Consider the following 19162-nt stretch of genomic DNA (forward strand, 5'->3'; position numbering starts at 1 on the left):
TTAAACACGCATCGGCATAACCACATAGGTCTGGTCAGGATGAGCCGGATCTTGAACCAATACAGACTGATTCGCCTCAGTCATGCTCATATTTACATCATCACCATCTAATACACCCAACACATCGAGTAGGTATTGAGCATTAAATGACATTTCTAATGGGGCACTTTGATATTGGATCGCTAAATCTTCAATTGCTTCATCTTGTTCAGGGTTATTTGCACGAAGCTGTAAAGAATCCTGATTGAAGTTTAGGAAAACACCACGCAATTTTTCATTACTTAAAATTGCTACACGTTGTAATGATTGTTTAAATACGTCATGACCAATCAAAACATGTTTATCACCACCACGTGGAATAACACGGCGATAATCAGGGAATTTCCCATCAATCAATTTAGTTGTAAAACGAACTGTAATATCACCTTGTTCTTTATCACGGCTTGGCGTATTAATCGTTACATTTAATAATTCACGGCCAATAAGCAAAGTGAGCTGTTCATCTTCAATGCTGAGTAAACGTTGTAATTCACCCACAGCTTTACGAGGCACAATCGCTTGTACCAACTGAGATGAAGTAGAGGAAGCCAAAATTTCACAAAGTGCTAAACGGTGACCATCAGTTGTTACTGCACGCAATTGATTTTCATCAATTTCTAATAAAGTACCAGTGAGGTAAAAACGTACATCTTGTACAGCCATTGCAAAAGCAGTTTTTTCAAATAAACGCTTTAATTCACGTTGAGTCACCTGTACTTGCGTACCTTGGCTATTCTCAGTGGTTAACAATGGATAATCTTCAGCCGGTAGTGTACCTAGCACAAAACGGCTATTACCAGATTTTAAAATACATCTTTGATCTTCAGTAATTTGTAAATCAATCAATGCAGCTGTAGGCAAAGATTTACAAATTTCCATCAATTTACGAGCAGGAACAGTTGTCTCGCCTGCCTCAAGGCACGCCCCTTCTGATAAAGCGGTGCTCGCTACGAGTTCAACTTCTAAATCGGAACCCGTAATAGTGAGCGCTTGAGCATTAGTCTGAATTTTGACGTTTGAAAGAATATTCAAGGTATGACGACGTTCTACCGCACCGACCACATGCGATAAAACATTGAGTAAACTTTCTTTAGCGATTTTCAAACGCACGATTCATTCCTCTAGCAACTTGGAGCAAACATTTCATTTTTTAGCTGTGTACTATGCTGCACTTACGTAGACTTTGCAACAACGTCTTATTATTTCATTAACTTTGAAGCAAACGTAATAAGTTCTTATAATCTTCATCAAAGATTGGGTCTTCTTCCCGTAAACTGACGACTTTTTCACAAGCATGCATCACTGTACTGTGATCACGCCCACCAAAAGCCATTCCAATTTCAGGAAAACTATCTCCCGTTAATTCACGGGCAAGCCCCATCGCCAACTGACGTGGTCGAGCATAAATTCGGGTACGCTTTGGACCTACCAGCTCTTTTAATGGAATTCGGAAATATTCACTCACTACACGCTGGATATTTTCTACACTAATTGTACGAGCACGGATCGCTAAAACATCTTTTAAAGATTCCCGTACGACATCAAGGTCAATTGGAGCACCTTTAAAACGTGAAATTGCGACAACTTTATTCAGTGCGCCCTCAAGTTCACGTACGTTCGCTACGACTTGTTGGGCAATAAACAACGCACAGTTTCTAGGTAAATCAACGCCACTATTTTCAGCTTTTTTAAGCAGAATTTCGATTCGAGTTTCAATATCAGGTGGTTCAACACCTACTGATAGCCCCCAGGAAAAACGAGAAACCAAACGAGGATCAAGTTCTGTTAATTCTTTAGGGTATCGATCAGAAGTTAAAATAATTTGTTTGGATTCATCAAGTAAGGCATTAAATGTATAGAAGAATTCAACGAGGCTTGCTTCTTTTCCTGCCAAAAGATGAATATCATCTACTAATAACAAGTCTAAAGAACGGCAATTTTTCTTAAACTCTTCTACCTTTCCTTTTTGTAATGAGCTCACAAAATCTTGTACAAAACTTTCTGAAGTCATATACATGACTCTTGCATTCGGCTTCGCTTGCAGTAAGGCATTACCAACTGCTTGCATTAAGTGAGTCTTACCTAGACCTGTCGGACCATATAAAAATAAAGGGTTATGTTGAGAAGCACCTAACTGTGTTAATACTTTTCTACAGGTTTCTGCTGCCATTTGGTTAGAACGGCCTTCAACAAATAGTGAAAAAGTAAATTGTGGATTTAATAGTTTCTTTTTTGAACTCTTAGAACTAACTGCAGTATTAGCAACAGGTTCCGGTTCTCTTTTAACCTTAGCAGGTTGAGGTATAGGGGCAGTTTGTAAAGCTGCTGTAGTTGTTGCAGGCTGTTCACTAGAGGACAAAATACTACCAGGACGAGAATCTACCAAGATTTCAACCTGACGCACCCGCCCTTCTGACAATTGTTCAGCCAATATAGAAATTAACTCTAAATGATTCTCTTGAATATAACGCGTCCAATAAGGATTAGGAGCATAGAGACGTAGTATCCCCTCTACTTCTTCAGCTACTAAAGGGCGAATCCACATCGCAAAGACGTTATCAGAGAGCTCTTGTCGCAAGCGAGTTAAGCAGTCTGTCCAAAGCATGTGTATCCCCTATGTCTGCGTTTTAAATTCAAATCATTTAAAGATTAACCCTTCCTGATGAGAAGGGGTCGCCATTCTACCCAAGTTATCCACATCTGTCATGACGATTTCGTTTGATTTTGCCTAAAAAGAAATCTCTTGTGAATAAATTTAAATTCAAAATCAATTGTGAATAACTTTTTGCACATCCTGTGGATAAATTATCACATAAACTTATCCACAATCCATAAAGACAATAAAAACAGAGTTATCAACAGTTCAAATATATGTTTTTTAAATTTAAAACTGTGAAATCCACAAAAAAAGTCCACACTAATAAGAATAAATTTAAATTTTAAAATTTGAATTTATTTAATAGGGCTGATCCAAATTGTGGATAACTAAAAAATATGAATTTAAATTCAAATATACCAAATCAAAACCAACTTCACATCAAGGTTTGTTGATAAGTATGTAAATAAGAAGTGTATATCTTAAAAGTCTTAATAAAAATAAACAATTACTTTGTGTATAACTTTTAAATAAGAAAAATAGGCTAAATATAAAGAGAAGATAAAAAGTTAAAAATTTGACTTAAATACAAAACTTTCACTGTTTTTCATTGACAGCGTAAACATTGCACAATAAAATCGCGGACCTTTATAGAAAGATCATTTTTGGGAGTTTCGATATGAAACGTACTTTCCAACCATCTGAATTAAAGCGTAAACGCGTTCATGGTTTCCGTGCTCGTATGGCAACTAAAGCTGGTCGTCAAGTATTAGCTCGTCGTCGTGCAAAAGGTCGTCATAGCTTAACTGTTTAATACTGTTACGCTGACCAGACTTGGGTGTGATGGCACTTTACAGTTTTAGCACAGATCTTCGTATACGCTGTGCTGCAGATTATAAAAGTGTATTTGATGGTGCGCTTTTTAAAGTGCATCAACCCCATTTTTTATTTCTTGCAAAATTAACCGAACAGCCTAACAGCCGTTTGGGTATTGTTGTTGCTAAGAAAAAAGTGCGTCGTGCGCATGAAAGAAATCGAATAAAACGTCTTGCTCGTGAGAGCTTTCGTCTACATCAGCCGAAATTTGGGTCAGACATAGATGTTGTTGTGATGCCTAAAGTTGGTATAGAAACGATTACGAATGCTGAGCTATATCAACAATTAGATTTTGCTTGGCAAAAATTACAACGCTTAGCGAAAAAACATTCTAAAGTTGTCCCAACCTCGCAGAATTAAGAGATGACCAATGGTTCGTATTTTGCGTTGGTTCATTCGACTGTATCAAATTGCGATTAGTCCGCTTCTTGGACCCCGTTGTCGTTATATCCCAACTTGTTCCCAATATGCGCTAGAAGCATTACAAACTCATGGTGCAATCAAAGGCGTTTGGTTATCTTCTAAACGTATTTGTCGTTGTCATCCGTGGGGAGGCTCTGGATACGATCCGGTACCGCCTAAAGCAATTCGTTTTATTTCGTTTCATCAAATAGATTCTCAAACGCATCATGTTGCTGTACCCTTTCGTGATCGTTTAATGAAGCAAAATCTCTCTAACCATTTGGGGTAATAGATATGCAACAATGGGCCAGGTTTGCAATTCTCGGGGCCATGTTTGTCACCGCATATTTGCTCATTTTGGCTTGGCAAAAAGATTATGGAAATGCTGCAACTGCACCGCAACAACAAGCGGCGGCTGTAAGTTCACATGAAGTATCTGCTGATTTGCCAAATGCTAAAACTGCAACAGTGGCTTCCGATGTGCCACAAGCAAATATTGCGCAGTCACAAACCACAGATGCAACTGCACCTGTGAATCAACAGCTTATTTCAGTACAAACTGACCTTTATCATCTTTGGATCAATCCAAAAGGTGGTGATATTGTTCGTATTGAATTACTCTCTCACGACAAGAGCAAAGACAGTAATCAACCATTTGTTATGCTTGAAAATGATGCCAAGCGTACTTATGTTGCTCAGTCTGGCTTAATTGGTTTGAATGGACCAGATAGCAGTCGTGGTGGTCGCCCATTATATGCTGTTGAAAAAACATCATATACTTTAGCTGATGCTAAAGGGGTACAAGATCAAAGTGGACATTCTGAGAAAGTTTTAACAGTTCCTATGGTGTTTAAGACACCAGAAGGCGTTGAAATTATTAAAACTTTTACATTTACTCAAGGTCAATATCCAATTGTTGTCAAACATCAAGTTGTTAACCGTAGCCAACAAAACTGGCAAGGTCAGATGTTTGGACAGTTGAAACGTGATAATTCGGAAGATCCAGGTAAGTCTTCTCAGGGTATTTTCACTTTAGGTACGTTCTTAGGTGGTGCATGGGGTACTCCGGATGCTCACTACAACAAACTTAAGTTTGCGAATTTCTCTGAAGAAAAACTCAATACCGAAGCTAAAGGCGGTTGGGTTGCAATGGTTCAGCACTACTTTGTAAGTGCTTGGATTCCAGGAAACCTTAAACTGACTCAAGCAAATGGTCAGCCTTATGTCGCTAAACTTGAATCTCGTCAGTCTGCGGATCATATGAATATTATTGGCTTTACTTCGCCAGTAATTAATGTTCCGGCGGGTACTTCGATGGAAGTCGATGCGAAGCTTTATTCAGGTCCAAAAGTACAATCTGAATTAAAAGATTTAGCGGTAGGTTTAAACCAGACTGTTGACTATGGTTGGTTATGGCCAATTGCGAAGTTATTGTTCCTAGGTCTTCAATTCTTCCATAGCATTGTAGGCAACTGGGGATGGTCAATTATCTTACTTACCATTATGGTGAAGATGATTTTATGGCCTTTATCTTCAAAAAGTTATCGTTCTATGGCGAAAATGCGTGTGATTGCACCAGAAATGCAACGCATGAAAGAAGAATTCGGTGAAGACCGTATGCGCTTCTCGCAAGAAATGATGGCGCTTTACAAACGTGAACAGGTTAACCCGCTTTCTGGTTGTTTACCGTTATTGCTACAAATGCCAATTTTCCTTGCTTTGTACTGGGTACTCATGGAAAGTGTGGAATTACGTCATGCACCGTGGTTAGGCTGGATTCAAGACTTGTCTGCGATGGACCCATGGTTCATCTTGCCATTAATTATGGGTGCGACAATGTTTGCTCAGCAAATGTTGAACCCGCAACCAGCTGATCCAATGCAAGCGAAAGTATTCCGCATTATGCCGATTATGTTTACGGTATTTATGTTGTTCTTCCCTGCGGGTCTTGTGTTGTACTGGATTGTGAACAACAGTATTACAATCTTACAGCAATGGTTTATTAACAAGAGCGTTGAGAAAAGTCGTATCAGTAAAGCTGAATCGGCATCTTAATCCTTGAACTTTTGCTGAATCAATCCGCTTAAGATGGTAATCTTAGGCGGATTTTTCTTTGGCTGTATTTTAGGTTTTTAGGTGAATAATATGCATAGTCAAACCACAATTGCCGCAATTGCAACGCCACCAGGGCGTGGTGGAGTGGGCGTGATTCGCTTATCGGGACCTAAGGCCTATGATATTGCTCAAAAACTGACGCAAAAAAACTTACCTGAAGCTCGGATGGCGGGTTTCCGTAAGTTTTATGATGCTGATGGAAGTATTATGGATGAAGGTATTGTCTTGTGCTTTCCAAATCCACATTCTTTTACTGGTGAAGATGTTGTAGAACTTCAAGGCCACGGTGGTCCTGTCATTCAAAATGCCTTACTTGGCCGTTTATTTGAGCTTGGGGCAATTGCTGCAAAAGCTGGGGAATTCTCCATGCGAGCTTTTGAAAATGGCAAAATGGACTTGGTACAAGCTGAAGCAATTGCCGATTTGATTGATGCGACCTCTCAAGCTGCGGCTCGTTCGGCAGTCCGTTCTTTACAAGGCGCTTTTTCAACAAAAATTAATACAGTTTTAGAAAAACTGATTCATTTACGTCTGCACGTAGAAGCTGCGATTGATTTTCCAGAAGAAGAAATTGATTTTTTGGCTGATGGCAAAATTTTAGCTTTGTTGGAAGATGTTCAACAATCTGTACATGCCGTTCAAACCTCTGCACGACAAGGGCAATTACTCCGTGAAGGTCTACAGGTTGTTATTGCGGGTAAACCAAACGCGGGTAAGTCGAGCTTGTTAAATGCACTTGCTGGTGTTGAGCGTGCAATTGTGACTGATATTGCTGGTACAACTCGTGATGTTTTACATGAAAAAATTAGCTTAAATGGTTTACCAATCACCTTAACGGATACTGCGGGTCTTCGTGAAACGGGAGATGTAGTCGAGAAAGAAGGCATTCGTCGTGCAATCAAAGAAATTGAGCAGGCCGATTTGTTGTTATTGGTCTACGATTTAAATCAAGGTGATGACCCTTTAAAACTGGCTCAAGAATACTTTGCCGAACATATTGAACCGCGTCGTCTCATGTTAATTGGTAATAAATGTGATTTAACTGGTCAACCTGCCGAAATAAGCGATTATCAAGGGTTCCGTCATATCACAGTTTCAGCAAAACAAGAGATGGGTGTACAAGGCCTCGTAGATGCGATTACAGCGCATGCAGGATTTCACCCTGAGGAAGATACATTTATTGCGAGAACACGTCATTTAGACGCAATGAAGCGCACTCAGCTCTATTTGGCAGAGGCACGTGAGCAACTTGTTGTATTTAACGCTGGTGAGCTCGTTGCTGAATCACTACGTCTTGCTCAAAATGCTTTAGGTGAAATTACGGGTGACTTTAGTGCCGATGACCTATTAGGCAAAATCTTTGGTTCGTTCTGTATCGGAAAATAATAAAAAACTGGATGATGTAGAGTGCTATGTCATCCAGTACTTTTCTCAGCCGTATCTTTTTAAAACTTTTAAAAATTCATCTAGCTCATTTTGATCGACTTCTGCGCCTTTAAGTACGTGATGATGTAAGTGCTGTTCCATTAATTCACTCATCAAACCGTTTATTGCACCTTTTATGGCTGCAACTTGCTGCAAAATATCTATACATGAAGATTCTGGTTGTTCTATCGCATTTTCAATGCTGTTGATTTGCCCTTTTAGTCGTTTTACACGATTAACAATTTTTTTATCCTGACCAATGTGACTCATCTGTTTTCTCTTGTACAATTTAATATACTGGTAGGGAGTATATTGGGTTTAAATTTTATGCAGGATTATAGTGTATCACGTCATCATCAACATCAGTTTGATGAAGGAAATCCACTTGCACAAAAACGTATTTTGATTGCAACCATTTTAACGGCGTCCATGATGGTACTGGAAGTATTTGGTGGGTGGTTCTTCAATTCAATGGCACTACTGGCCGACGGTTGGCATATGAGTTCACATATGTTGGCCCTTGGTTTAGCCTACTTTGCCTATCGTGCAGCCCGTCATTATTCCAATGATCACCGTTTTAGCTTTGGAACTTGGAAAATTGAGATTTTAGCCGGCTATAGCAGCGCAATTTTGCTGATGGTTGTGGCTATTTTTATGGCTTTTCAGTCAATTCAACGTTTATTTAACCCGGTTGAAATTTTTTATAATGAAGCGATTCCAATTGCAATTTTAGGTTTAGTTATTAACTTGATTTGTGCCTGGTTACTTCATGATGATGGTCACCATCACCATCACCATCACCATCACCATCACCATCACCATCACCATCACGAGCATGGCCATGGGCATCATCACCATGATTTAAACCAAAAAGCTGCGTTTTTACATGTGGTTGCAGATGCAGTGACTTCTGTTTTTGCAATTGTAGCGCTTTTCGCAGGTAAATATTTTGGATGGGATTTTTTAGATGCAATTTTAGGAATTTTAGGTGCTATTTTAGTTGCAAAGTGGTCTTTTGGCTTAATGAAAGAGACAGGAAAAACCCTTCTAGATGCTGAAATGGACCATCCTGTAGTTGATGAAATTCGGGAAGTAATAGCTGAATTTCCGAAACATGTGGAAATTACAGATATTCATGTCTGGAAAGTCGCAAAAGGTAAATTTTCTTGTATTTTGGCGCTTGAAACTGACGATATCTCTTTAAATGCAGACCAGATTCGTGATGCTTTATCGATTCATGATGAAATTGTGCATATTTCAGTAGAAATTAATACCTTAAAACCTGTTTATGTTCCACGTGAAACATTGGCATAACTGAGTAGAAGTTTGGTTATAACTCGGTAATCAGTTCTGTTTTCACTAACGGAACTGATTAAAATGTTCTTCTCTCCTGCCTCCGAGTCGGTTTTATGATTAAAAAATTAGGAATATTGGCGTTATTTAGTTTAACTACAAGTTTGAGTTTCGCTAATGTAGATACTGTTCGGGAAAATATTAAAAAACAATATCCTAATTTGAAAATTAGTAATATTCAGAAAACCGAAATGCCTGGGCTATATAGTGCTAATCTGGACCAGCAAATTATTTATCTTGGTGAAGATGGGCAGCACATGTTTGTAGGCTCTATGATTCGGTTAAAAGACCAAAAGAACTTAACTAAAGATCTGGTTTTAGGACAGAACTCAATTGATTGGAAACAGTTGCCTTTAAAAGATGCCATTAAAACAGTCAAAGGTAATGGCCAGCATGTTTTAGCAGTATTTTCTGATCCAAATTGCCCTTATTGTAAACAGCTTGAGCCTGAACTCGACAAGCTGAAAGATGTGACTATTTACACGTTCATCTATCCTTTAAAACCTCAGTCTATTGTGGTTTCTAGACAAGTTTGGTGTGCACCGAATCAATCATATTCATGGAAAAAATTAATTGAGCAAGGTGTTAAACCAACGGTTGCGAGCTGTACAAACCCGATTGACCGTAACTTGGAATTAGGGAAAAAATTAGGTTTTAATGGCACGCCTACTCTCATTTTTGCTAACGGATTTAAACTCGTCGGAGCACGCTCTGCTGAAGAAATTCAGGCAGTTTGGAAAGAGTTAGGTTTATAAAATGACTTAAAAAAAGCACCGTTCGGTGCTTTTTTTAAAATTAAATTTACTACTTAGCTTTTTCGTGCAATTAGGTTATAGATAAAGAGAATAATGACGGCACCAATGACAGAAGCAATAAAGCCCGCCGCTGAATTTTCTCCATAAAGACCAAGTAAGCGACCGCCATAAGTGGCTAGAAGTGAACCTGCAATACCAATTAAAGTAGTAACAATAAAACCTGCTTTATCATCACCTGGGTGTAAAGCACGAGCGATTAAGCCAGCGAAGAAACCAACCACAATAGCAACAATAAGTGACCACATATTTGTTCTCCAGTTGTTTTTTTGATGAAGTTAATGATTTTGCTTCATATTCTATCGTGCGGTAGAGTGATCTGTTTTGTCTGTAGCAGATTGCGACTTTTTGTGTCTTTTTTGTTCAAAGCTCAGCCTTTATATAAAAAATAGCACCTTGCGGTGCCATTTTTATAAAATTTATAGGCCAATCTCACCAATAAATGGTAAGTGACGATATTTCTGGTCGTAGTCTAAGCCATAACCAACAATAAATTTATCTTCAACTTCAAAACCTAAAAATTTAACTTCTAAATCAATTTCACGGCGAGATGGTTTACTCACTAATGTGCATAATTGAATCGAATTTGGTTCGCGAGTCTGCAACATTTCCACGACTTTGCTTAAGGTGTTGCCTGAGTCAATAATATCTTCAACCACAAGCACGTCTTTACCACGAATTTCACCATCAAGATCTTTTAAGATTTTAACGTCTCGACTTGAAGTGGTACCGCCGCCATAGCTAGACACTGTCATAAAGTCGAGTTCATGTGGTTTGGTAATCGTACGGCATAAGTCTGCCATGAAAATAACAGAACCACGAAGTAGACCAATCAGAACCAATTCTTTGTCACTATTTGCATAGTGAGAATTGATTTGCTCGCCGAGCTCTTTGACTTTTGCTTGAATTTCTTCGGTTGAAATCATGATGCTCATTGCAACAGTCATGGCAGATTCCTACAAGATATAAAAGAAAAAATAAAAAAGGTGTTGACCAGCAACACCTCGAAAATCTGAGTTAATGGTAAAATTTTAAAGCAAAATGACGTTTCATGCACCCTTTGATGGCTGTGAAATTTTATCATTTTGCGGAATATGTCGATCACGTTTTAACGCAATAGCACATATTCCAAATAATAACAAAAACTTAACAATGCCTTTTTTATTTGGCTGTTTCTTTTTGATAAGCACGGTTTCCATAAATATAAGTCGCCTCAATATTACGGTCATCACCTAAAGTGAATAATGCAAACAGTGAATCTTCAACAGACTTAGATTTAGACTGGCGAAGTTCCTGTAATGCTGTTGGCTTTAAGTTTAGTACCACAAAGTCTGCTTCTTTACCGACGTTGAAGTTACCTAACTGATCCTGCAAATCGAGTGCTTTTGCTCCGCCTAGGGTTGCATGATAAAGCGCTTCATAAGCGGAGAGTTTATCACCTTGTAACTGCTGAACCTTATAAGCCTCGTTAACAGTTTGCAGTAAGCTAAACGATGTGCCAGCCCCAATATCTGTCCCTAAGCCTACTTTCACTTGTTTTTCCCAAGTTTTTTTCAATGGAAATAAACCACTGCCTAAGAACAGGTTTGAAGTTGGGCAAAATGCGATAGCCGATTGTGTATCATGCATACATTGCCATTCTTCATCTTCTAAGTGAACGCAATGCGCAAACACAGAACGCTTACCAGTCAGGCCATAATGTTGATAAACATCTAGATAGCCTGCTTGTTCCGGGAATAAAGATTTCACCCAAGCAATTTCATCTTTGTTTTCACTTAAATGCGTATGGACATACACATCCGGAAATTCTTGTTTTAACTGCCCTGCTCTTTCTAGTTGCTCAGGTGTAGAAGTCGGCGCAAATCGTGGCGTAATTGCATACAGAGCACGGCCTTTACCATGCCATTTTTCAATGAGTGCTTTGGTGTCGCTGTAAGCCGTTTCTGGCGTGTCACACAGCGCTTCTGGCGCATTACGGTCCATAAGTACCTTACCAGCAATTAAACGCATCTGAACGCGCTCTGCGGCTTCAAATAAGGCATCAACAGACTCGGGATGAACTGTACAGAAAACGAGGGCCGTAGTTGTACCGTGTTTTAAGAGTTCCTGAACAAAGAACTGGGCAATTTCGTTTGCATATGTTTTGTCTTGAAACTGGATTTCAGTTGGGAAAGTATAAGTATTAAGCCAGCTTAAAAGTTGCTCGCCGTAAGCTCCCACCATTTCGGTTTGAGGGAAGTGAATATGAGTATCAATAAAGCCAGGTACAATCAATTGTTCTGGATAATGTTGAACCTCAACTCCAGCAGGAAGATGCTGTTGAGCGTCTGCCCATGCACCAAACCATTTGATTTTTCCATGTTCACTAATCAATACACCATCTTCCAAATAACGTATTTGATTTGGAATATCAGTTGGCTCAGAGACAGTTTGTTGAATATCTAAAAAACGACCACGCACAACGGTGGTATTTGCGATCAATGACATGGAAAGCCTATATATTTTCACTTTTTTCGATTGATTGTACCCCAGTTAGCCAAGATTTAAACGGTATAACGTTTACTTAGTCCCCATTCAGCCAAAATCCGTCGATAAGTCGTTGATGAACGGTCTGCTTCAAAATGTGCTTCCATCATTAGATCAAGCGGCAGTTCTTCTGGCTTTTGTGATTCGACCATATCTTGGTCTTCGGCAAAAATTTGCGCATTAAATGCATATACCTTTTCTAAATCACCTGTTTGGTCAAAGTTACGTGTGAGTGGAACAAATAAGCGGGTTTTATTACTTGAGATAGGACAACAGGCATTTAAAATTTTTAAGATCCCACCTTCTGGAAAATCGACAGTAAGCACGGCAGAAAATGGCGGATAAACCTCAAAAGTACGCTTCCACAAAAAGCCTTCTGGTTCGAGATGTTTCAGTTCATGCGGATAATTACTGACATTGCTGATATAGACCGTTTTTAAGCCATAGTTGGTACGTTCAGTGTGATATTTAGGGACGATGGGATTATCACGATTCGCAAAGGCGTTGTGATGCACCCATGCAAAATGAGCGACATCGATAAACCCTTCAAGCTGACGACCACTAGAACCACCAATATCTACAAAAGGTGGCAAAATCGCTTGATGTTCTGCATCATCCCAAGTATCTAATACAGGAATATTGGCTTTATCAATATCACGACCATGAATACTGGTCCAAATGAGGCCGTATCTTTGCACAACCGGAAATTTGGTTAGAGAAAAACGATCAGAAATTTTAGTCAGTTCGGGCTGAGCTGGTATTTGGGTACATTTCCCTTCGGTGTTATAGCGTAGACCGTGATAAGGACAAACAATCTCCTCACCATCCACCCAACCTTTGGTTAAAGGCACGCCACGATGTGGACAAATGTCTCGGACCAGATGAATTTCACCACTTTTTGTTTTATAGAGGGCCATATTGACGTCTAGTAGTGTGACTCGTTGAGGCGCATTGGAGACATCTTGAATACGTGCGACGGGATACCAATGGCTCGATAAAATTTCCCAATCTTTTGCTTCAAAACTGCTGTTACACGGCATGGCAAGGGGAGTTAAAGTTGGAATAGCATTCATTGCATTACTCCTTAAAAAAATCAGGGCTCTCGCGAGCCCTTAAAATCTAGGCTTTTTTCTTTTTAGGAGATGCAAAGAGCTTGCCAATATTGAATTTTAAGAAAGTAAACCAGAATAAAAAATTTAAAATACATAGAGTTAAATCATTATATTTTTGAATTTTTGTTCTAATTTAGCTTTAAAAGCGAACATTGATTATTCGCTATATATTTAAAATGCACTGATTGACTGCGTCGAAGGCACAATAAAAAAGCACCTAAACAGTGCTTTTTTAAATCTCTATTCGCTTATTACTCGACAAAATAATGTGCTGCAAAGTGGGCATCATTACCAATGATGTCATAACAATCTTCACGAATAGACATGCCTGCACATTGATGTCCAACCATCCATAAACCAAGAGTAGGTAGTTGTCCTGAAAATAATGGGGTATCTACCCATTTCTGTACGACATAACCATATTTGTCATAGTCATCAAAATAAAAGCTACCAGAAGCCGCGCCTTGGTCATGGCCGTCTTGTAAAACCCGAATATTGGCCCCTTCCCTTGCTAAAATCGGCTTTTTCACCCATTTACCGGACAAAGCTTGTTGCGGGTCATAGGTATGGGTTTCAACCAATAATGGATGGTTTGGATAATGCTTCCAAAGCTCAACCAAAATCGCTTTATTTGAAAGTAACATTTTCCAGCAAGGTTCAATCCACTGTGTTTGTGGATGGATATATTGAGAAAATGCTTCTTCCCAGATCCATTCCCATGGATAGAGTTTAAATATGTTCTGAATGGGCTGATTATGGAGATCAACAAAATCTTGCCCGTTCCAACCTATGTTCTCCATAGAAAGCTCGGAAACTTGTAGATGAGCTTGATAAGCGGTATCTATCAAATACTCTAAATTACCCCAGTCTTCCCTTCCAGCCTCCTGACAGGCAGCAAAATGCACATGGCTACCACGCGGTAAAATTGTCTTCCAGCGTTTAATCAGGTCTTCATGAATGCTATTAAACTGGTCTCGGTTTGCAATGCCTGAAACTTGTTCTATCCACAGCCACTGCGCGACAGAGGCTTCGAGTAAGCCAGTAGGCGTGTCGGCGTTATATTCCAGCATTTTGATATTTCGCCCATCGTAAGCGAAATCAAAGCGGCCATACAGCATGGGAGCATTTTGTTTCCATGAATGTTCAATATGGTTTATGGCTGTTTCTGGAATTTGAAAGTAAACAGGATAGTTTCCCCGTTGAATGAGGTCTCCTACTACTGATAAACACATCTGATGCAGTTCATTTGCCGCATCTTCGAGTTGTTCAATCTGTTTAAGGGTAAACTCATACGCAACCCCTTCAGACCAGTAAATTGAGCCATCGAGAGAAGGTAAATTAAAATAATCAAAACCAATATTTTGATGTTCCACTTGCCAGTCTGGACGTGGAGTAAATATTTTTCTTTTCATATTAAGTGAATGCCTGAGGATTTAGCCGCCGAAAGAGAAACCGCTACGACCAAACCCCCCACGTATTGGGGATGAGGAAGACGCGCTTTTCGCCGTACTTGAGATAATGGGGCGACCTACACTCAAATTGCTGTAAGGATGTAAGGTATTTCCGTGATAAGAAACTTCCCGATTATTTTGATAATACGCAGGCCCTAAATAGCGGCTTCCAACATAGCTAGAACCATGTCCACTTGAGCTATTTTCTTGTTTACATGTTTCATTATTCCAGTCGCGAGCACAGTCATATTGGTTGTTATATACGTCTTGTACTAAAGGATCATCATTATGGCTACATGCCGTGAGTAATAACGGGACAACGACAAGATTAATTTTTTTAGAACGCATGAGACTCCACACATTTTAATAAATATATTCGGCATAAAATACCGATTAGCTGTTATCTATTATGTTTCTGATTAGGAAAGATAAATTTTAGGTTGGCATATGATATTGATCAGCGCTTTTAAAGTACAGAGCTTCTATGTACTATTACATGGTGGATGACTTTAGTATTTTTCCAAATATGACAAATATATATAATAATTATCAACAAGATTTTATTGATTTGGTGATGAAATCTCCTTGTTTATTAAAGATATTAGCTATCATTTCCGAATTGCATCCAAAAGTTTATTTAAGTGCTGGCGCTGTGAGAAATACTGTTTGGTCATATTTACATGGCAAAACTTATGATTTAAATACAAGTGATATGGATGTGATTTATTATGATGCTAATGAATATGATGATAGTTATCAAAAAGAATTGCAAAGTGATTTAAAAAGCAAATTTCCAAATCAAGATTGGGATGTTGTTAATCAGGCTTTGGTACATACATGGTACCGTAAAGATAATGGTGAAAAAATTCAACCATTAACTTCGATTGAGGAAGCATTATCATTATGGTCAGAAACAGCAACAGCTGTAGCAATACGTTTTGACACTTTCGGTAATTTAGAAATAATTGCACCTTTTGGCTTATCAGATTTATTTGAATTGAATCTACGTTGGAATTCAGCTCTAGTTAGTTATCAGACTTTCAAAAATCGTGTAGAAAGCAAAAATTGGTTACAACAATGGCCAAAATTAAAAATAGTCAATTCCTAATTTAAAAAGGGCTTTCTATGAAAGCCCTTTAATATTATGTAAGTAAAGATTCTATGAGATTTGTCGCTTATTATGACGTAAAGAGAGGTAAGCAGTGATTGCTAACACTATGACGATAAAGCTTAATGAGATCCAGATTGGCATGTGGAATACATCAAGCAATAACATTTTTGCACCAATGAACAATAAGATAATACCTAAGCCGTATGGCAAGTAATGCAATTTAGTCGCAGCGCCAGCAAGTAAAAAGAACATTGCGCGTAAACCTAAAATTGCCATTAAGTTCGCCGTTAAAACAATAAACGGGTCGCTAGTTACCGCGAAAATAGCAGGAATAGAATCTACTGCGAAAATCACGTCTGAAGCTTCAACCAAAATCAAAACTAGAAATAACGGTGTTGCCCATAATAAACCGTTTTGGCGTACAAAAAATTTGTCACCTTCAAGCTGTGGCGTAATACGCATATGGTTACGTAACCATTTTAAAAGCTTGATATCTTCAATATTGGTTTCTTCTTCTTGGCCTTTTAAGAACTTAAAGCCTGTATATACCAAGAACGCACCGAAGATATAAAGTACCCAAGAAAACTCTTGAACGAACCATGCACCAATAAAAATAAAGAGGGTACGCAGTACGATTGCACCTAATACGCCGTAGAGCAAAATTTTACGTTGTAGCGCAGCTGGTATAGCAAACGCTGCGAAAATCATTAACCACACGAAAACGTTGTCAATTGCGAGGGACTTTTCGAGTAAGTAACCTGCAAAGTATTCCATGGTTTTTTGATTTGCTAAGGTCACCCCAACTGTTTGTTGTAAGTAAAGCCATAAACCGCCACCAAATAAGGCTGCGACGCTTACCCACGCCACACTCCAGTAAGCAGCTTGCTTAATTGAGACATCTTGACCTTGTTTTTGCTTAAAGCCCAAGAAGTCAATCAGAAGCATGACAATGACTATGCCAAAGAATGCTATGTACAGCCATAAATTGCCGATTGTTTCCATAAATCCTCCATACATCCGGCAATTGGGCATAAAAAAACCTCGACCAGTTGCCAGATGAATTAAACATCTGTATCAACATGATCAAGGTCTTGCCTACACCATGAATTTCACGATGCTCAGATACCGACTTTTTAATAAAAGTGTATTGACGATATCTGACACATAACATTGCTGTTATGTTTGGAGGAGGCTACTCCCCTTGTCAAACTAAATTCTGTTTTGGATAAAACATATCCAAGTCCACATAGAATGGCAGATTTTTTTGTATTACGCAACTGAACTTCATGTGGTGGTTTTACTACATAAAAGCTCTAGAGGTTATTTAATCAAACCACGGTCTAAAAGCGGTTTGCATATAATCTGGTAAAGGTGAATAAAGAATGCTGTTAAAGGCGTACCATAAACATTCCAGAAGTAATAACCGGCTGTGTTGACTAGTAACGCGACAATAAAAGCACCCAACATATCTAAAGGGAAATGCACACCTAAATAAATACGTGACCACGCCACTACAAATGACAAAAATAAAAGAATAATTCCAATCATTTTGCGCTGAGCAAATAAATAAGACAGGGCAATGGTGCTAAAAATTAGCATATGATTACTTGGAAAAGACGCTGTTGGCGCATGTTCAATAAAGGTGGTGCCCACACCCATCACAAACGGTCTTGGGTGATGGTAAAACAGAGAAATAACGTAACCGACTAAAAGCGATACACAGGTTAGAAAGACAGATTTAATGACCCTATTTTTTAAATCTTGATCGCCATAAAACCATAAAAATGTAAGTATGAATAAAAGAATATAGAGGAGATCATTAGCAAAAAAGATAGCAAGACGAATGATAAATTGACTCGCATCCTGAGCCCCATTAATGACATGGAATAAGCCAAGGTTGAGTGTTTCTAAAGACATTCATATTCCAAACAAGAACAAAAACGTGAGCTATGATAAAGAATTAAGCTTAAGGTCTTGATAAAGAATTGTCACAAAAATGAAATATAGTTTATTTGTGAGTAAATAATAGACAGTAAGGCTAGATAATTTTTAATGCGTGTTCGGGGCGTTAATATTAAAGTGTTAACGTGTTGGCACTTTATTCGAGAACGTTATTTTATGACTACTCAAGAAAAACAGAAAAAATTAAGTTTGAGGCCCCTATCTCCAAGAGATCCAGAACAGCCGCATAGAGCAGCAACTCCCCTCGAATTATTATTCGATTTAATTTTTGTAGTCGCGATTGCAACAGCTGGTCAGCAGCTACATCATGCAATTATTGAAAATCATCTATGGCATGCATTACCAAGTTACCTGATGGTATTTTTTGCGCTGTGGTGGGCATGGATGAATTTTTCATGGTTTGCTTCGGCTTACGATAATGACGATGCATTGTATCGGTGTCTTACCTTTGTACAGATTGTAGGATCATTGGTCATGGCCGCAGGTATTCCTGATGTGTTCCATAGTCAGGATTTTGACATCATTATTGTCGGCTATGTGATTATGCGTTTGGCTTTAGTCACCCAGTGGCTGAGAGCCGCAAAACATGACCCTGAACGGCGAATTACGGCGTATCGTTATGCCGTAGGTATCGTATTGGTACAAATTGGTTGGCTTGTTGCTAACTTTGCTCATGCTCTTTCAATTCCTTTATTTTTACTTCTGGTTGTGGTCGAGTTATTTGTTCCTATCTATGCAGAAAAATATTCTCCTACGCCGTGGCATCCTCATCATATTGTAGAGCGCTATGCCCTTCTTACTATTATCGTTTTAGGGGAATCCATCGTAGGTAGCTTTAATGCCATTCGTGATGCGCTTGCGGCTCAATCTATTAATATTCCGGCTGTTTTTTTAATGATTGGCGGATTAATGTTGATGTTTGCAATGTGGTGGGCTTACTTTGACCGCAGTGAACAGCATCATCATATTAAAGGTGTACGTCCGTTTGTTTGGGGATATGGCCATTATTTTGTTTTTGTGAGTATTGCTGCGGTAGGTGCTGCGCTTGCCGCCGCCGTGGATGTCACCACGCACCATGCCCATATTTCTGATTTATACATGGGTGTAATTGTCGCGGTGAGTGTGGTGCTTTATACCAGTTGCATATGGATACTTTATGAGTTTCAGTGCTTATCTGGAATTACTAAATGGTTTTATCCTATTACTGCACTCATTATTTTATGTATTCCGTTTATTTGTACTAACGTGGGATATAGCGTGTTTGCGATGGGTATTGTCTATACGTTACGTTTATTCATCTCGAATAAATTTATGCAAAATATAGAGCCAAAACAGGGTTAAAAAATCATTAAAATAAAAAACGGGTTTCAATTTGAAACCCG

Annotated in this window: 20 protein-coding genes; 9 read left to right on the forward strand and 11 right to left on the reverse strand. The window is 38.8% G+C overall.

Annotated features, from left to right (window positions below; translation table 11 throughout):
• Together dnaN and dnaA are read right to left on the reverse strand one after the other, a co-directional pair.
• On the reverse strand, positions 1 to 1149 hold the full coding sequence (gene dnaN, locus EG365_RS08045; protein WP_001237350.1) for a DNA polymerase III subunit beta: 1149 nt from the start codon (positions 1147 to 1149) through the stop codon (positions 1 to 3).
• Between the two features lie 97 nt (positions 1150 to 1246).
• The gene (gene dnaA / locus EG365_RS08050) at positions 1247 to 2644 is read right to left on the reverse strand and encodes a chromosomal replication initiator protein DnaA (protein WP_000964768.1); all 1398 of its coding nucleotides are present in this window, start codon (positions 2642 to 2644) and stop codon (positions 1247 to 1249) included.
• A gap of 670 nt (positions 2645 to 3314) precedes the next feature.
• Here dnaA and rpmH point away from each other — a divergent pair.
• The 5 genes from rpmH (at position 3315) to mnmE (ending at position 7414) form a co-directional block, all read left to right on the forward strand.
• Entirely contained in the window at positions 3315 to 3449 is a 135-nt protein-coding gene (gene rpmH / locus EG365_RS08055) for a 50S ribosomal protein L34 (RefSeq protein WP_000831329.1), read from the forward strand.
• A 29-nt stretch (positions 3450 to 3478) separates the two neighbouring features.
• Positions 3479 to 3871, forward strand: a complete 393-nt coding sequence (rnpA, locus tag EG365_RS08060; RefSeq protein WP_001240377.1) for a ribonuclease P protein component — start codon at positions 3479 to 3481, stop codon at positions 3869 to 3871.
• Positions 3872 to 3881: 10 nt separating this feature from the next.
• Positions 3882 to 4202 carry a membrane protein insertion efficiency factor YidD gene (gene yidD / locus EG365_RS08065; RefSeq protein WP_000251652.1) on the forward strand — a complete coding sequence of 107 codons (321 nt, stop codon included), beginning with the start codon at positions 3882 to 3884 and terminating at the stop codon, positions 4200 to 4202.
• Between the two features lie 5 nt (positions 4203 to 4207).
• Entirely contained in the window at positions 4208 to 5968 is a 1761-nt protein-coding gene (yidC, locus tag EG365_RS08070) for a membrane protein insertase YidC (RefSeq protein WP_001188089.1), read from the forward strand.
• 90 nt (positions 5969 to 6058) lie between these two features.
• On the forward strand, positions 6059 to 7414 hold the full coding sequence (mnmE, locus tag EG365_RS08075) for a tRNA uridine-5-carboxymethylaminomethyl(34) synthesis GTPase MnmE (protein ID WP_000556118.1): 1356 nt from the start codon (positions 6059 to 6061) through the stop codon (positions 7412 to 7414).
• 45 nt (positions 7415 to 7459) lie between these two features.
• Here mnmE and EG365_RS08080 read toward each other — a convergent pair whose 3' ends face one another.
• On the reverse strand, positions 7460 to 7723 hold the full coding sequence (locus tag EG365_RS08080; RefSeq protein ID WP_000018128.1) for a metal/formaldehyde-sensitive transcriptional repressor: 264 nt from the start codon (positions 7721 to 7723) through the stop codon (positions 7460 to 7462).
• A gap of 57 nt (positions 7724 to 7780) precedes the next feature.
• On the opposite strand from EG365_RS08080, the gene dmeF reads away from it, so the two are divergent.
• Entirely contained in the window at positions 7781 to 8767 is a 987-nt protein-coding gene (gene dmeF, locus EG365_RS08085) for a CDF family Co(II)/Ni(II) efflux transporter DmeF (protein ID WP_001154505.1), read from the forward strand.
• A 95-nt stretch (positions 8768 to 8862) separates the two neighbouring features.
• Positions 8863 to 9561 (forward strand): DsbC family protein, encoded by a 699-nt coding sequence (locus EG365_RS08090; protein WP_000592161.1) that lies wholly within the window; start codon positions 8863 to 8865, stop codon positions 9559 to 9561.
• 53 nt (positions 9562 to 9614) lie between these two features.
• On the opposite strand, the gene EG365_RS08095 is transcribed toward EG365_RS08090, so the two are convergent.
• From EG365_RS08095 to EG365_RS08120, 6 genes are all read right to left on the reverse strand, one after another.
• A complete protein-coding gene (locus EG365_RS08095; protein ID WP_000269732.1) occupies positions 9615 to 9866 on the reverse strand; it encodes a GlsB/YeaQ/YmgE family stress response membrane protein in 252 nt (83 codons plus the stop codon).
• 171 nt (positions 9867 to 10037) lie between these two features.
• Positions 10038 to 10565, reverse strand: coding sequence for a hypoxanthine phosphoribosyltransferase (hpt, locus tag EG365_RS08100; protein WP_000214980.1), 528 nt, complete (start codon positions 10563 to 10565; stop codon positions 10038 to 10040).
• A gap of 214 nt (positions 10566 to 10779) precedes the next feature.
• Positions 10780 to 12105, reverse strand: a complete 1326-nt coding sequence (guaD, locus tag EG365_RS08105; protein WP_000052272.1) for a guanine deaminase — start codon at positions 12103 to 12105, stop codon at positions 10780 to 10782.
• A 56-nt stretch (positions 12106 to 12161) separates the two neighbouring features.
• Positions 12162 to 13217: an aromatic ring-hydroxylating oxygenase subunit alpha gene (locus EG365_RS08110; protein ID WP_000991549.1), complete on the reverse strand. Its 1056-nt coding sequence runs from the start codon at positions 13215 to 13217 to the stop codon at positions 12162 to 12164.
• A gap of 290 nt (positions 13218 to 13507) precedes the next feature.
• On the reverse strand, positions 13508 to 14668 hold the full coding sequence (locus EG365_RS08115; protein WP_000823201.1) for a glutathionylspermidine synthase family protein: 1161 nt from the start codon (positions 14666 to 14668) through the stop codon (positions 13508 to 13510).
• 21 nt (positions 14669 to 14689) lie between these two features.
• On the reverse strand, positions 14690 to 15055 hold the full coding sequence (locus EG365_RS08120; protein ID WP_001256718.1) for a hypothetical protein: 366 nt from the start codon (positions 15053 to 15055) through the stop codon (positions 14690 to 14692).
• 136 nt (positions 15056 to 15191) lie between these two features.
• Here EG365_RS08120 and EG365_RS08125 point away from each other — a divergent pair, with 136 nt between their 5' ends.
• Positions 15192 to 15815 carry a nucleotidyltransferase family protein gene (locus EG365_RS08125; protein ID WP_002027542.1) on the forward strand — a complete coding sequence of 208 codons (624 nt, stop codon included), beginning with the start codon at positions 15192 to 15194 and terminating at the stop codon, positions 15813 to 15815.
• Between the two features lie 51 nt (positions 15816 to 15866).
• Here the strand turns inward: EG365_RS08125 and EG365_RS08130 are convergent, their stop codons facing one another.
• Together EG365_RS08130 and EG365_RS08135 are read right to left on the reverse strand one after the other, a co-directional pair.
• Positions 15867 to 16820: a TerC family protein gene (locus EG365_RS08130; RefSeq protein WP_000447691.1), complete on the reverse strand. Its 954-nt coding sequence runs from the start codon at positions 16818 to 16820 to the stop codon at positions 15867 to 15869.
• 318 nt (positions 16821 to 17138) lie between these two features.
• Positions 17139 to 17735, reverse strand: coding sequence for an undecaprenyl-diphosphatase (locus tag EG365_RS08135; RefSeq protein WP_000051331.1), 597 nt, complete (start codon positions 17733 to 17735; stop codon positions 17139 to 17141).
• A 135-nt stretch (positions 17736 to 17870) separates the two neighbouring features.
• Between EG365_RS08135 and EG365_RS08140 the strand changes: the two genes are divergently transcribed.
• On the forward strand, positions 17871 to 19121 hold the full coding sequence (locus EG365_RS08140) for a low temperature requirement protein A (RefSeq protein WP_001266009.1): 1251 nt from the start codon (positions 17871 to 17873) through the stop codon (positions 19119 to 19121).
• Positions 19122 to 19162: the final 41 nt, after the last annotated feature.

The sequence above is a fragment of the Acinetobacter sp. FDAARGOS_494 genome (assembly GCF_003812225.1).
Classification (GTDB): domain Bacteria; phylum Pseudomonadota; class Gammaproteobacteria; order Pseudomonadales; family Moraxellaceae; genus Acinetobacter; species Acinetobacter baumannii.